Annotated in this window: 13 protein-coding genes; 3 read left to right on the plus strand and 10 right to left on the minus strand. The window is 69.7% G+C overall.

Annotated features, from left to right (window positions below; all coding sequences use genetic code 11):
- Positions 1-43: 43 nt before the first annotated feature.
- The 4 genes from ACVFYP_RS20585 to ACVFYP_RS20600 form a co-directional block, all read right to left on the minus strand.
- Positions 44-2,722: an autotransporter family protein gene (locus ACVFYP_RS20585; RefSeq protein ID WP_499202093.1), complete on the minus strand. Its 2,679-nt coding sequence runs from the start codon at positions 2,720-2,722 to the stop codon at positions 44-46.
- Positions 2,723-2,915: 193 nt separating this feature from the next.
- Positions 2,916-3,785, minus strand: coding sequence for a dioxygenase family protein (locus tag ACVFYP_RS20590; RefSeq protein WP_499202094.1), 870 nt, complete (start codon positions 3,783-3,785; stop codon positions 2,916-2,918).
- A gap of 10 nt (positions 3,786-3,795) precedes the next feature.
- Positions 3,796-4,764 carry a Bug family tripartite tricarboxylate transporter substrate binding protein gene (locus tag ACVFYP_RS20595; protein ID WP_499202095.1) on the minus strand — a complete coding sequence of 323 codons (969 nt, stop codon included), beginning with the start codon at positions 4,762-4,764 and terminating at the stop codon, positions 3,796-3,798.
- Positions 4,765-4,795: 31 nt separating this feature from the next.
- Complete coding sequence (locus ACVFYP_RS20600; protein WP_499202096.1) at positions 4,796-5,668, minus strand: fumarylacetoacetate hydrolase family protein; 873 nt, start codon at positions 5,666-5,668, stop codon at positions 4,796-4,798.
- Between the two features lie 59 nt (positions 5,669-5,727).
- Here ACVFYP_RS20600 and ACVFYP_RS20605 point away from each other — a divergent pair, with 59 nt between their 5' ends.
- Entirely contained in the window at positions 5,728-6,375 is a 648-nt protein-coding gene (locus tag ACVFYP_RS20605; protein ID WP_499202097.1) for a GntR family transcriptional regulator, read from the plus strand.
- A gap of 4 nt (positions 6,376-6,379) precedes the next feature.
- On the opposite strand, the gene ACVFYP_RS20610 is transcribed toward ACVFYP_RS20605, so the two are convergent.
- The 3 genes from ACVFYP_RS20610 to ACVFYP_RS20620 form a co-directional block, all read right to left on the minus strand.
- Positions 6,380-6,745 (minus strand): hypothetical protein, encoded by a 366-nt coding sequence (locus ACVFYP_RS20610; RefSeq protein WP_499202098.1) that lies wholly within the window; start codon positions 6,743-6,745, stop codon positions 6,380-6,382.
- A complete protein-coding gene (locus ACVFYP_RS20615; protein WP_499202099.1) occupies positions 6,742-8,058 on the minus strand; it encodes a sulfite oxidase in 1,317 nt (438 codons plus the stop codon). Before ACVFYP_RS20615 ends, ACVFYP_RS20610 begins: the two co-directional genes overlap by 4 nt.
- A 68-nt stretch (positions 8,059-8,126) precedes the next feature.
- The gene (locus ACVFYP_RS20620; RefSeq protein WP_499202100.1) at positions 8,127-9,071 is read right to left on the minus strand and encodes a 4-hydroxy-tetrahydrodipicolinate synthase family protein; all 945 of its coding nucleotides are present in this window, start codon (positions 9,069-9,071) and stop codon (positions 8,127-8,129) included.
- Positions 9,072-9,242: 171 nt separating this feature from the next.
- On the opposite strand from ACVFYP_RS20620, the gene ACVFYP_RS20625 reads away from it, so the two are divergent.
- Both ACVFYP_RS20625 and ACVFYP_RS20630 read left to right on the plus strand, forming a co-directional pair.
- Positions 9,243-10,226 (plus strand): Bug family tripartite tricarboxylate transporter substrate binding protein, encoded by a 984-nt coding sequence (locus ACVFYP_RS20625; RefSeq protein WP_499202101.1) that lies wholly within the window; start codon positions 9,243-9,245, stop codon positions 10,224-10,226.
- Positions 10,227-10,231: 5 nt separating this feature from the next.
- Entirely contained in the window at positions 10,232-11,218 is a 987-nt protein-coding gene (locus ACVFYP_RS20630) for a substrate-binding domain-containing protein (protein WP_499202102.1), read from the plus strand.
- Between the two features lie 7 nt (positions 11,219-11,225).
- On the opposite strand, the gene ACVFYP_RS20635 is transcribed toward ACVFYP_RS20630, so the two are convergent.
- The 3 genes from ACVFYP_RS20635 to ACVFYP_RS20645 all read right to left on the minus strand — a co-directional run bounded on the left by ACVFYP_RS20635 (position 11,226) and on the right by ACVFYP_RS20645 (position 13,340).
- A complete protein-coding gene (locus ACVFYP_RS20635; protein WP_499202103.1) occupies positions 11,226-12,050 on the minus strand; it encodes a class I SAM-dependent methyltransferase in 825 nt (274 codons plus the stop codon).
- A gap of 65 nt (positions 12,051-12,115) precedes the next feature.
- Positions 12,116-13,084: a Bug family tripartite tricarboxylate transporter substrate binding protein gene (locus ACVFYP_RS20640; protein ID WP_499202104.1), complete on the minus strand. Its 969-nt coding sequence runs from the start codon at positions 13,082-13,084 to the stop codon at positions 12,116-12,118.
- 94 nt (positions 13,085-13,178) lie between these two features.
- Positions 13,179-13,340, minus strand: a complete 162-nt coding sequence (locus tag ACVFYP_RS20645) for a DUF3309 family protein (RefSeq protein WP_499202105.1) — start codon at positions 13,338-13,340, stop codon at positions 13,179-13,181.
- Between the last annotated feature and the right edge of the window lie 37 nt (positions 13,341-13,377).

A 13,377-nucleotide genomic window follows, 5' to 3' on the forward strand; every position in this document is an offset into this window, starting at 1 on the left:
TAGACCGGCGCTGCGTCTTCCCGGCGTGACAGTTTTCTGACGCCTACCAGACCCAGCGCAGGCCGAGCGTTACCACGTGATCGGTGCCGCCGCTGAACCTGGACATATCGTAATCCGCCACCACCGCGAAGCGGTCCCCCCGGAAGGCGGTGACGCCGAGGCCGGCGGTCACCGCATCCTGCCCGGTGCGGGCCGATTCCACGGTGAAGGCGGCGCCACCCAGCCGATGCGTGCCGCGGCCCAGGCCATCCTGCATCTCCCGCGCATAGCCCAGGCGCGCCTCCGGCCGAAGCTGGAAGCCATCACCGAGGCGGAAGGTCTTCGCGGCGCTCAGGCCAATACCGGCGCGCAAGGCATCCGCATCCCGGCCATCCACGCTCAGGTTCAGCGACCCCGCGCCGGTTTCGGTGAAGCCGCCGCGGGCGATGCGGTCCCAGCGCAGGAAGACGCGCGGTTCCAGATCCACCCCCTGCAACCGCGTGGTCAGGCCGAGGCCGAGCTCCGCCGTCGCATCGGTGCCGTCGCTATCCGCCTGGGCACGGCGGGACAGGGTGCCGAAGGCGATGTTGCGGCGGCTGTCATAGCGGCTGAGGCCGGTGCCGAGCGTCGCATCGATGAAGGGCTTCGCCGCAGCCGTGCTGGGCGGCGCATAGACGCCATAAATGCTCGCCTGGTAGCTATCCAGCCGCACCTCCCCGGTGTTGCCGTCGCCATCCACCGTGCCGCGCAGGAAGCCCAGCGCGATGCCGCCGGTCAGGCCGGGGGCGAAGCGGCGATCGGCGCCGACCAGCGCGCCGCCGGATTGCCGCGAATAGCCCGGCGCTGCGCCGTCACCATCGGTGCTGCCCCAGCCACCCAGGGCCCGGCCCCAGACGGACCAGCCGGCGAAGGCATCTTCCGCGCCATCGCCGCCATCCCCGTATCCGGCGTCGCCCATGGCATCGAGGCCGGTCCCTGCGCCGGGCATGGCGCTCATCTGCACGCTGCGGGCGCTGTCCAGCGCGACACGCGGCGCCAGGGCGCCCTGCGCCACGACCAGCGCCGGGTCGTCGGCCCGGATCGCCGCCATGCGCTGGGCGATGCCGCCGCCCAGCATGCGCCGATGCGCGAGAGAGGCTGCCAGCGCATCCGCATGGATGCTGCCGGAAAGCTGGTCCAGCGCAGGAGCGATGGCGGAGGCCGGCAGCGCATAAAGCGCGCCGAAGGTCGTCGCCGTATCGCCTTCCATGCGCAGCCCCGCCGCCGGGCGAATCGCATCCAGCGCGCCGCCGACGGCCACCTGGTTGCCACGCTGGCCGATGCCGAGCGGCGCGAGGTTGGCGTAGCTGGCCGGGGTGGTGATCAGGTCCAGCGTGTTGCTGCCATACAGCGCATCGAAGCGCGCCCCCGCGGGCAGGCCCTCCGTCGGCTGGGTCAGCCCGGCGAAGCTGCCGATCAGCCCGCCCTCCGCCTGGATCACCCGGAAGGACTGGCCGATCACCGGGGTGAAGCTGTTATTTGCCGCGCCGGAAATGCCGCGCAGCACGGGCTGCAAGGTGCCGCCCGCGGTCAGCGTGCTGCTGGCACCGGTAACCAGCACCTGGTCATGCGAGCCCGCGCCTGTGCCGGTGCCCGGCCCGTCGATTTCGAGCCGCGTGGTGGAACCGGCGCCGAGGGTGACAGGCGCGGTGAAGACCATGCTGCCCGGGGAGCTGCCGGGGGACAGGATGCCATCGATGGTGCCGCCGCCGATGCTGCCGCCGCCGGTCAGCGTGCCGCCCGCCAGCACCGTCACGGCGCCCTGGAAGACGCCCTGGATCACCAGGGTGCCGGACTGCACCTGCGCGCCGCCGGTATTGTTGGCATTGCCCAGCAAGGTCACCACACCGCCGCCCAGCACCCGCAACTGGCCCGGGCCGCTGATATTGCCGAGCAGCATCACAGGGCCGAGGCCGGAATCCACCATGCCATGGCCGGATTCGATCACCACCGGCTGCGCCAGCGCCGCGGCGCCGGTCGGGCGGAAGGTGCCGCCGTTGAAAATGACGGTCGCAGCCTGCGCGGCGCCATCATTCTCGTTGAAGCTGGCCTGGCTGCCATCGATGACCAGGGTCACGGGCGGGTTCCCGGGCGGGTCCGAAAGCCCACCGATCGGCACCAGCGCGTAGCGCACCGTACCGCCGCCCCACATGGTGTCGCCGGTGGCGTCACCATAGAAGGCGACGGAGGAGAAGGTCGCGGTGTCGCTGATCGCGGCGACGAAGGTCATCGTCTGGCTGTAGCGGGCCGTGCCGGGATTGTCGGTATTGGCATTCGCGGTGCCGATCAGGATCGGCGTGCCGCCATCGAAGGCGATGTACAGCGCACTCGGAAAGCAGCAGGTCGCCCAGCCTTCCAGCTCGATCGCGAAGGCGTTGATGGGGGAGGAGAAGGTGAAGACCAGGCCGTTGCCGGCGGGGTCGCTGCTGTCCGCCACCATGCGGACGCTGTCGCCACTGTTGAAGGTCCCGCTGGGACCCTGCACGTTCTGGAAGCTGGTGGTGCGTGTGGAACGCGTGGCGCCGTCGCCGGAGGCGATGGTGAAGGCGCTGCGCGCCCAACTCGTCTGGTTGCTGGTCAGCCCAGACAGCAGATCCATGTTCACCGTGCCGCCGGCGGTGGTCACACGCTGGTCGAAGTCGGTGCGCCCCTCGGCAATGCTGTCGAAAAAGGTGGCGGTGTCCGCCGCGGTGGGGCGTGGCATGGTGGCGGCCAGCGCCAGAGCGGATGCCGAAAGAAGCAGCCTTGCCGCCCCCCTCAACAGACGGCGGGAATCCGGGCGTAGGGCGGACATGCTTCAGGGCCTTCCTGGCGATTGCTGAGGAAGGGCATAGGGTGGCGGGGGTAAAAGCGCGGTTAAGCGGACCGCGCTTCGTCGCTGCCTTTGGAAGGCGGGATCAGACCCGCGCCATGCGGATCAGCAATTCCGCATGCAGAAGCTGCGCCGGCAGCGCATCGCGGGCCTGGAGGCGCGCGGGCGTGTCCTCCCGCCGCATCGTCCCGAGCCGGACCACGAGGTCGGCGCGCACGCCGAACACCGCATCCGTGTCGAGATAGGGGTCATCCTCCAGGAACAGCTCCGTCACCAGCGGGCGGAAGCCGGGCGCCTCGGCGATGACATGCAGATGCGCCGGCCGCCAGGCATCCCGCGCCAGGCCGCGCAGCATGTCCCCGGCCGGGCCGTCATAGGGCACGGTGTAGGGCTGCGGGCGGGTGGTGGTGAAGGCGAAGCTGCCATCCGCGGCGCAGCTCAGCATGCCGTGGTAGTTCTTCGCCGGCTGCTCGGCATCCTGCGCCGCGTAGAAGCCGTTATCGGCATTCTGCCACATGTCGAGCGTGGCGCCGGCAACCCCTTCCCCACTCGCGGCATCCAGCACCCGGCCGGTGACCACCATCACCTGCCCGGACTGGCCCTTCCACAGGTCGCCACCATCGGCCAGCGGCGGCGCGCCGCGCTGGTGGAAGGGGCCGAGATTGGAACAGCTGGTCGCCCCCGCCGGGGTGTTCACCATGTCCACCAGGGCGGAGACGCCGAACAGGTCGCTGAACAGGATGAACTCGTTGCGCTCGGGCGTGGTGATCTCCCCCGCCCGGGTCAGGGCCTGAAGCCCGGCCATCCATTCGGCATGGGTCAGCTTCGTCTCCCGCACGAAGCCGTGCAGGTGCTTGGCCAGGCTGCACAGAACCTCCCGCAGCCGGGGGTCCTCGGCCTTCGCGGCATAGGCAGCGAAGGTCTGTGTCAGCGTCTCGGGGGTCACGTCGCGCATGATGGGCGCCTCAATCCGCGGTGGCGCCGGAGGTGCGGATGACCTCGGCCCAAGTGGTGGCTTCCCGCCGCACGAAGCTGGCCGCGGCTTCGCCGGACAGGCCCGGATCGGTCAGCGACAGCGCGGCGAGGCGCGCCTTCAGGTCGGGCGCGGCCATGGCCCGCGGCACCTCCGCCAGCAGCAGGGCAAGCGCCTCCGGCGCCATGCGGGCGGGGGCGAACATGCCGAACCAGGTGGTGGCGGCGAAGCCGGGATAGCCTTGCTCCGCCACGGTCGGCACGTCGGGCAGGTTGGGGTCCCGCTCCGCCCCCGCCACGGCAATGGCGCGCACCCGCCCCTCCCGGATCAGGGGCAAGGCGGGCGGCAGGCTGGTGCTGCCGATCGGCGCCTGGTTGCCGACGACGGCCGTGGCGGCCTGGGCGGGGCCGAAGGCCACCGGCGTCGCCTGCACCCCGGCGAGCGTGCGGAACAGTAGTTCCGCCCCTAGATGCGGCGTGGTGCCGGTGCCGGAATGGGCATAGCCGATGCCGGGATTGGCGCGGATATGCGCGATCAGCTCCGCCAGGTTGGCGGCGGGGATGGAGGGATGCACGAAGAAGGCATTCGGCGCCGTCGCCACCACCGCGACGGTCGCGAAATCCTCCAGCGCATAGCCGGCATTGCGGTAGAGGCTGGGATTCACGCAAAAGGCGGTGGAGTGCATCAGCAGCGTATGACCGTCGCTGGAGGCCTTCACCGCCTGGGTGCCGAGATTGCCGCCGGCGCCCGCGCGATTCTCCACCACGGTGGCGTGGCCTGTGTTCTCGGTGAGCTTCTGAGCCAGCGCGCGGGCCACCACATCGGTGGAGCTGCCCGGCGGAAAAGCCACCAGGATGCGCAGCGGCCGTTCCGGCCAGGCGGCCAGCGCCAGATGCGGTGTGGCCAGCAGAGCCCCGGCGCCGGCCAGCATGGCGCGGCGCCCGATCTTCGTATTTTTCATTGTTGTTTCCTCCCTGTCGGCAGACCCGTTGTCAGAAGGCGGGATCATCCTCGATGCTGTTGCGCAGCACGCCCACACCCTCCACCTCGATCTCCATCGTCATGCCAGGGGCCAGGAACAGCGGCGGCTTGCGGGCATAGCCGACGCCGGAAGGCGTGCCGGTGGCGATCACATCGCCCGGCTCCAGCGTCATCACTTCCGACAGGATCGCGATGCAGCGGGCGACGGAGAAGATCATGTCGCCCGTGGTGCTGTCCTGCACCGTCTGGCCATCGACGCGGGCGGTGATGCGCAGCGGCGCGGCGCCCGGCGGCAGTTCGTCGGCGGTGACGATCTCCGGCCCGAAAGCGCCGGTCCGGTCGAAGTTCTTGCCCATGGTCCACTGCGTGGACTTGCGCTGGTAGTCGCGCACCGAGCCGTCATTGAACAGCGAATAGCCGGCGACGTGGTCCAGCGCCTGCGCCTCATCCACCTTGCGGGCGGTCTTGCCGATGATGATGGCCAGCTCCGCCTCATAATCCAGCTTCTCCGACGCGCCCTTGGGCCGCAGGATCGGCTGGTTCGGGCCGGTCAGGCTGGTCTGCACCCGCAGGAAGACCGCCGGGTAGTCGGGGATGGGGTTGCCGCCTTCCTTGGCGTGCAGGGCGTAGTTCAGCCCGATGCAGACCACCTTTCCCGGCCGTGCGATCGGCATGGCCAGCGTCAGGCCGGACAGCGCCTTATGGGTGGAAGCGGGCGCGGCCTTGGCGGCGGCGCCGAGGCGGGCCAGCGTATTGCCGCCGGCCTGGAGCAGGGCGAGCGTGTCGTCGGGAAAGCCCGACAGCGCCGCGACGGGAACAACCTGGTCCCCGATCCGCACGCCGGCGGCAATCCGGCCTTCATTCTGGAAGCTCAAGAGGCGCATGTTCTTTGGTTCCCGACAAAAACTGGCTTGTTGCACATTTTGTCGATAAAATAGGCCGCATGCAAGAGAGCCGCGAAAACACCCTCGCCACCCAGGTACAGCGCCGTCTGCGTGCCGATCTGCTGCGCGGCCTGCCGCCCCCCGGCACCAAGCTGAAGGTGCAGGCCCTGGCCGCCAGCTACGGCGTCGGCGCCAGCCCGGTGCGGGAGGCGCTGGCCTCCCTGGCCGCGGAAGGGCTGGTGGAACGGCTGGACCAGCGCGGCTTCCGCGCCGCCACCGCCAGCGTGGCGGATTTCGATGAGCTGGTGCGAGCCCGCTGCTGGCTGGAGGAGGTGGTGCTGCGCGAAAGCCTCGCCGCCGGCGATAAGGCGTGGGAGGAGGCGCTGGTGCTCGCGCAGTGGCGGCTCGCCCGGCTGACGCGGGAGGAGGCGGGCTGGGAGGACGCCCATGCCGCCTTCCACCAGGCGCTGCTCGCCGGCTGCCCTTCCCCCACCCTGTGCAGCATGGCGGAGGCGCTGCGGGAAAAGGCGGAGCGGTTCCGCGCCCTGGCGCGGCGCGTCGCCTATCCCGGACGCGACGTGGCGGCGGAGCATGCGGCGATCGCGGAGGCGGCCCTGGCGCGGGATGCGGCCCGGGCCATCCCGCTGCTGCAATCCCATTATCGCGGCACCGCCGGCTTCGTGCGGGCGGCGCTGGCGGTGCCGTGACCCCTCAGTTCAGGAAGGGGTTGCGCGCCCGTGCGGGAGCCTGGGCCGGGCCGTAATGCCGGGCCAGGTAGTCCACGATCGTGTCACGGAACTCGCCCTCCAGCGGGTTCATGCCGTGGCGTTCCGTCATCCAGTCCATCAGCCCATCCCATTGCGGGCGGGTGAAGCGGCTGCGGCGGATCAGCGCGGTGTTGTGGCAGGCGGTGCAATAGCCGAAGACCTCCGAACGGCCCTCCCCCTCCGCCAGCACCGTCTCCTCCTCCGCGCGCTGTTCCAAGGCGCGCGCCTGATCCGCCTGGCTCGCGCCCTGCCCCAGCGCCACGGCTGGCAGCAGCATTGCGAGCCCCATCAGCGTGAACCGAAGCCTCATCCGACGAGGATCGCCGCGCGGCTGATCGCGTTGCCGCCATAGCCCTGCGGATTCCAATTGGCCGGCAGATGCGGCTGCATACGGCCGTCGCTGTCGGTGGCGCGGTACCAGACCTCGTAATAGCCATCGAAAGGCAGGGCCACGCGGCCGGTCCAGCGCTGCCAGGCGTGGCGGTTCGCCGGCGCCGCCACCTGCATCTCGGTCCAGGTCGCGCCGAAATCGACGCTGGCATGCACCGCCCGCACCGTCAGGTCGCCCGCCCAGGCGGCGCCCCGCAGATCCAGCGCGCGCGTCCCCGCCGCGAGCCGCGACCCATGCGCGTGGGAGGACAGGATGGAGCGTACCGGCATGCTCTCCAGATCGGCGAAATCGGCGCCGTTGTTATTGCTGCCCGGCACGATGGGCGTGCGCGGCACGCGGTAGCTGGTGCCACCCATGCCCGCGCCGTCATGCGGCTTGTCGCGCACCCAGATGCGGTTCAGCCACTTCTGGCTGAGGCTGCCCGGCCAGCCCGGCGTCACCAGCCGCAGCGGCGCGCCATGTAGATGCGGAATCGCCTCCCCATTCAGGCGGAAGGCGAGAAGCGTGTCCTCCTCCATCGCCTTCGCGATGCGCATGCCGCGCGCGATGGAGGGTCGGCCCGGCTCGCCCGACAGATGCGGGTCAGCGCCGTAATGGCCGGTGGCGACGGCGGAGGGCTTCAGCCCGGCGGCCTGCAGCACATCCCGCAGCCGCACGCCGGTCCATTCGCCATTGCTGATGGCGCCATTGCCCCATTGGTTGCCGCGGGTCTGTGGCGCGTAGAAGCTGCGGCCATTGCCACCGCATTCCAACTGCAACTGCCGAGTGATGACGGGGAAGCGCGATTCCAGCTCCGCCACCGTCAGTTCCAGCTTGGTGTTCACCTCCCCGTCCACGGTCAGCTTCCAGGCGCGGGGATCGGCGGGCACGTCCGGCAGGCCGCCATTGTTGCGGATGAACATGTTCCGGGCGGAGGTCACCGGTTCATCCAGCAGGGTCTCGGGAGTCTCGGCGTTCAGCGGCCTTTCGCCTTGCAGGATCAGAGGGCCCTTGCCCTCCATCCGCAGGGTCTCGGGCGCCGCGCCCTGGGCCGCGGCCGGCCGACTGAACAGCGCCGGCAAGGTGCCGCCGGGCATGGAGCCCGCGAAGGGAATGGCGGCGCCCACCGCCCCGCCCATGGCCGCCAGCGCCGCGCCCTTCAGCGTGCCGCGCCGCCCGAAGGCCACCGCATCGGCCCGTTCCGGGTCGTCACGATACAACTCCTGCACAGACCGCTCGATCTTGCGCGCCATGGCCATGTCCTCCGTTTGTTGACGGGGAGCATTGGCCATGCGCGCGGACGGGGCAAGTGGAGAAGAGTTTACTCCGCCGCGAGCGGCAGGCTCGGCGCGGTCTTCCAGCCATACTGGCTGTCGAGACCCAGCGCGCGGACGATGGCGAGACCTTTCGCCAGATGGTCCGGCTTCAGCCCGGTCAGCGGCCGGCGCAGATCGCCCGCGGGCAGCCCCACCGCCTTCATCAGCGACTTCACCGCCACCGGGTTGATCGCGGAATAGGTAAAGTGCAGCAGCGGCAGCAGGCGCAGATAGGTGTCACGGAACACCACCGACTGAGCCGGGTCCGCCCAGGGGGTGGAGAGCAGCGCCAGGCCGGCCGGGTCGATATTGCCGGTCATGTTCGCGGTGCCATGGCCGCCCAGCGACATGGTGGGCACCACCAGGCCGAGATTGGGGCTGTCGCAGCACATGATGGTCGCATCCGGCTGCGCCGCGCAGACCTGCGCCACCTGGCCGACGCGCGTGGTGCTTTCCTTCAGCACGACGATGTTCGGGTGCTTCATCAGCCGCAGCAGATGGTCCCAATGCAGGTCGGACTTCACCCGCGGCGGGTTGTTGTAGATGCCGATCGGCAGCTCCACCGCATCGGCGCATTCGGCGAAGAAGGCCTCGATGTCGTCTTCCGGCGCGCAGATATAGGCCGGCGCGGCCAGGATCGCGCCATCGGCGCCGGCGGCCTTGGCGTGCTTCAGATAGGCGATGGTCGCCGCCGTGCTGGTGCCGGTGCAGCCGTAGAACATCTTCATGTTCCCGACCTTCATCTTCGCGGTCTTCTCGACGATCTCGCGCCGTTCCTCCGGCGTCAGCATGGAGACCTCGCCGGTCGAGCCCATGATCAGCACGGCGGAGGTGCCGTTCTTCGCTTGCCAGTCGATCAGCGTGCGGAAGCCGCCGAAATCGACGCTGCCATCGGCATTGAAGGGGGTGATGAGGGCAACGAAGGACCCCTCGATCCGCATCTTGGTCATCGGCCGTTCTCCAGCAGGATGACAGCCAGCCTACAACAGGATTTCGCCGGGCGGTATCGGCCGATGACACGGCATGCACCGGCAAAAGCTTCCACGATGTGGGACCCGCCCCCTTCCGGAACCGTGGCGCGCGCGCAATTGTAGCGACAAATCATCGCCAAGGACCGCCCCATGCCCAGCCGCCGCAGCCTGCTCCGCGCCTCCTCCCTGCTCGGCCTTGCCCCGCTTGCCGCCCCGGCCCTGGCCCAGGCGCCCTGGCCGTCGCGGCCGGTCACCATCGTCGTGCCCTTCCCGCCGGGCGGATCGAACGACCTGCTGGCGCGGCCCGTGGCGTTGAAGCTGCAGCAGGCGCTGGGCGGGCATCCGGTGGTCGTGGAAAATCGCGGCGGCGCCGGCGGCACGGTGGGCGCTGTGGCGGTGGCGCGCGCGCCGGCCGATGGCCACACGCTGATGTGGGGCCATGTCGGCACGCTGGCGGTGAACCCCTGGATCTATCCGAACAACCCCTATGACGTGCTGCGCGACTTCGCCCCGGTGGCACTGGTCGCCACCCTGCCCTCCATCCTGACCATCCACCCCTCGGTCCAGGCGCGCACGGCCGCCGAGTTCATCGCGCTGGCCAAGGCCAATCCGGGCAGCCTGGAATATGGCAGCGCCGGCAATGGCGCGGCGTCGCACATCACCATGGCCGCCTTCTGCGACGCGGCGGGGATCGAGCTGGTGCATGTGCCCTATCGCGGCAATGGGCCGATGTTGGCGGATCTGATGGCCGGGCGGCTGAAGGCCAGCTTCGCCGGTGCGCCGGTGGTGCTGCCCTCGATCCGCGACGGCCGCTTGCTGGGGCTGGGGATGAGCGCGCTGGCCCCCTCCGACGCGCTGCCCGGCATTCCCTCCATCGCCGCCAACGCCCTGCCGGGCTTCGAGGTGGTGCAGTGGCACGGGCTGGTGGCCCCGGCCGCGACGCCGCCGGAGGTGGTGGCCCGCATCAATGCCGCGGTGAACGGCTTGCTGGGCGATGCCGACCTCAAGGCCCGGCTGGTGACGGAAGGCGCGGACGCCGCGCCGCGCTCGCCCGAGGCGTTTCGGACGCTGATCGCGAGCGAGCTGGAGCGTTTCCGCGTGCTGATCGGCCGCGCCGGCATCAAGGCGGATTGAGCGCCTTGCAGACCCTGACCGTCGCCTGCGCGCCCTATGACCGCGTGCGCGCCCTGTTCGATGGGCGCGTGCGCATCCCCGGTGTGCGGCTGGTGCCCGTGCCGATCCATTCCGAGCAGAGTTTTCCGCGCGCCTTTTCGCGCGCGGAATTCGATGTGACGGAGCTCTCGCTCTCCTCCCACCTGTTGCAGGTCTCGCGCGGGGAGGCCGCCTATGCGGCGATCCCCGCCTTCGTCGCGCGGTCCTTCCGCCATGGCTGCATCTATCTGCGCGCCGATGCCGGCATCGCCACGGCGAAGGATCTGGAGGGCCGGCGCGTGGGCATTCCGGAATACCAGATGACGCTGGGCCTCTGGCTGCGCGGCATTTTGGGCGATGACCACGGCGTCGATGTGAACGGCATCGCCTGGCGCACGGCGGGCACCAATGCGGCCGGGCGGAAGGAACGGCTGAAGCTGGAATTGCCGCCGGAGATGGATGTGCGGCCGCTGGGCGAGGGCGCGACATTGAACGCCGCGCTGCTGGCCGGCGACATCGACGCCATCCTGTCCCCCACCGAGCCGCTGGCCTTCGCCGAAGCCGATCCACGTGTGGTGCGGCTGTTCCCCGACCCGCGCGCCGCCGCCCAGGCCTATCACCGCCGCACCGGCTTCCACCCGATCATGCATCTGGTCGGCATCAGGCGTGAGGTGCTGGACCGCGATCCGACCCTGGCGCCCCGCCTGTACGAGGCCTTCGCCGAGGCGAAGCGGCTGGCGCTGGCCGATATCGAGGCCGATCTGCGCCATTCCTCGCTGACCCAGATGCTGCCCTTCCATCCGGAGGAATGGGCCGCGACCAAGGCCCTGCTCGGCGCCGATCCCTGGACCTACGGCATCGCCGCCAACCGCAAGGAGCTGGAGGCCATCTGCCGCTGGTCCCACGCCCAGCACTTGTCGCGGAGGCCGGTGGCGGTGGAGGAGTTGTTCGCGGCGGGGGTGGAGGGAAGCTGACCGCGAATCAGTCCAGGCCGAGCCGCGCCGTGACCGCCGCCGCCTTGAGGTAGGCGCTGGTCGGCTCGACACCCTGGGCCGCGATGAACGCCTCCAATCCGATCGCCGCCAAATCCATCTTGCTGAATTCCTCCAGGATCGGGACGTAGTTCTGCAAAAGAACCCGGTTCCTGGGTTGCAGCCCGGCGACCAGCACCAGGCCGGTGGGCGGCGCATCAAGGCACAGGATCCGGAGTTCCGGCCGGTATTTGCGAAGGATCGGCAAGATCTTCCAGACATCGCCGGACCAGCGTTTGCGGTCCCGGGTCGGCTGGACGACGATTTGCAGCCTTTCGCGGGTGGAGGGAGATTCCCGGCTCGCCATGCCCACATCGGTGGGCAGCATGTCGTGCAGGACGATCACCGAGCCTTCATGGCAGTGCGCCTCCGCATTGTAGAAATCCCGCAGCAGGAATTCCGACAGATGCATCCCGTCCAGGAAGGCCAGATCGATGGGCGACTGGAGCAGGACCTTCGGATCGTAGCTGGCAAAGAAATCATCGCTGCCCATCCGGAACAGCAGGCTGACCGGCCGCCCCTTGGTGATGTCGGGACCGAGTTCGAACACCGGGTCGACAGCGATGCTGGGGCAGGTCGCATGGCGGAAGCTGCCGCCCTTCTGCACGCCGATCTCGAGGTAGGCTTTGGGTTTCAGCATCCGGTGCAATTGGCGCAGCACCGTGATGTAGTCGTCGCCACCCCATGTCGGCACGAAGAAGCGTGGATCGCTGGTATCGACCTCGCCCTCGGCGGGGCTCGTCACCTCATCCATCGTCCCGGCAGCTTCGCTCACGCCGTATCCCCCATCCTGGGTCTTTCGCGGGGGATATCAGCCCAGGGCGATCCGGATGTCACGTTTTACGAGGGTGTCAGCCCCGCCGCACGCACGATGGGCGCGAAGCCGGCGAGTTCCGAGCGCACGAAGGCCGTGTAGCTCTCGGGTGTGCTCTCGGGCGGTGGGGCGCCCGTCAGGTCCTCGAAGCGGCCCAGTATCGCGGGGTCGGTCAGAATCTCGCGGATCGCATCCGCCAGCCGCGTCACGATCGGCGCCGGCAGGCCGGCCGGGCCGGAAATGCCGAACCAGGCGGAATTCACCACATCCACCCCGCCTTCCTTCAAGGTCGGCAGGTCCGGGAAACGGGCGGAGCGTGTGGCGGAGGAGACGGCCATGGCGCGCACACTGCCATTGCGGATGTGCTGCGCGGCGGAGGGCAGGCTGTCCATCATCGCCGGCACCACGCCCGCGATGGTGTCCGTCATCGCCGGACCGGCACCGCGATAGGGGATGGCCGTCACCCGGATGCCTAGCGCCATGCCCAGCCGCACGCCGGTCAGGTGGCTGGAACTGCCGATGCCGGAGACGGCGAAGTCGATTTCCCCGGCGCGGCGCAGATGCGCGATGAACTGTTCCAGATTCTGGGCCGGATGTCCCTTGGTCACCACCAGCACCGAAGGGCTCGTCACCACCAGCGCCACATGGGTGAAGTCACGCATCGGGTCATAGGGGATGGTGGGATAGAGGCTGGGCGAGACGCCGTGCGACCCGCTGTTGGACATCAGCAGCGTGAGCCCATCGGGCTCCGCCTGGGCCACCATCGCGGCGCCGATGGTGGCGCCGGCGCCGGGGCGGTTCTCGACCACCACCGGCTGGCCCAGCTTGCGGCCAAGCTGTTCCGAAACCAGCCGCGCCATCACATCCGTGGTCCCGCCCGGGGCGAAGGGCACGACGAGGCGGATGGGGCGGGAGGGCCAGGCCTGGGCCAGGGCAGGCCCGGCGAGGGCCAGCAGCGGCAGGCCAAGCGCGGCGCGGCGCGGGAACAGGGTCATTGGCATTGTCCTCCGGATTTGGGCCAAACGCGGCCCTTGCCCGGCTATGTGCCCCTGTTCCCCCCGGATGCCAACCCGGGATGCAGCCCGTGTATCAGATCCGACCGAGCACCAGCAGGACCACGACGATGATCAGGACGGTGCCGAGAAGGCCCATGCTGCCATGGCCATAGCCGTAGCCGTAGCCGCCGAAGCGACCACTGACGCCGCCGAGCAGAACGAGGATGAGAACGATGATGAGGATGGTGCCGAGCATGGCGATGCGCCTTCATGTTGGGGGGCGCCGGGCATGA

It is taken from the genome of Roseomonas sp. F4 (genome assembly GCF_053891155.1).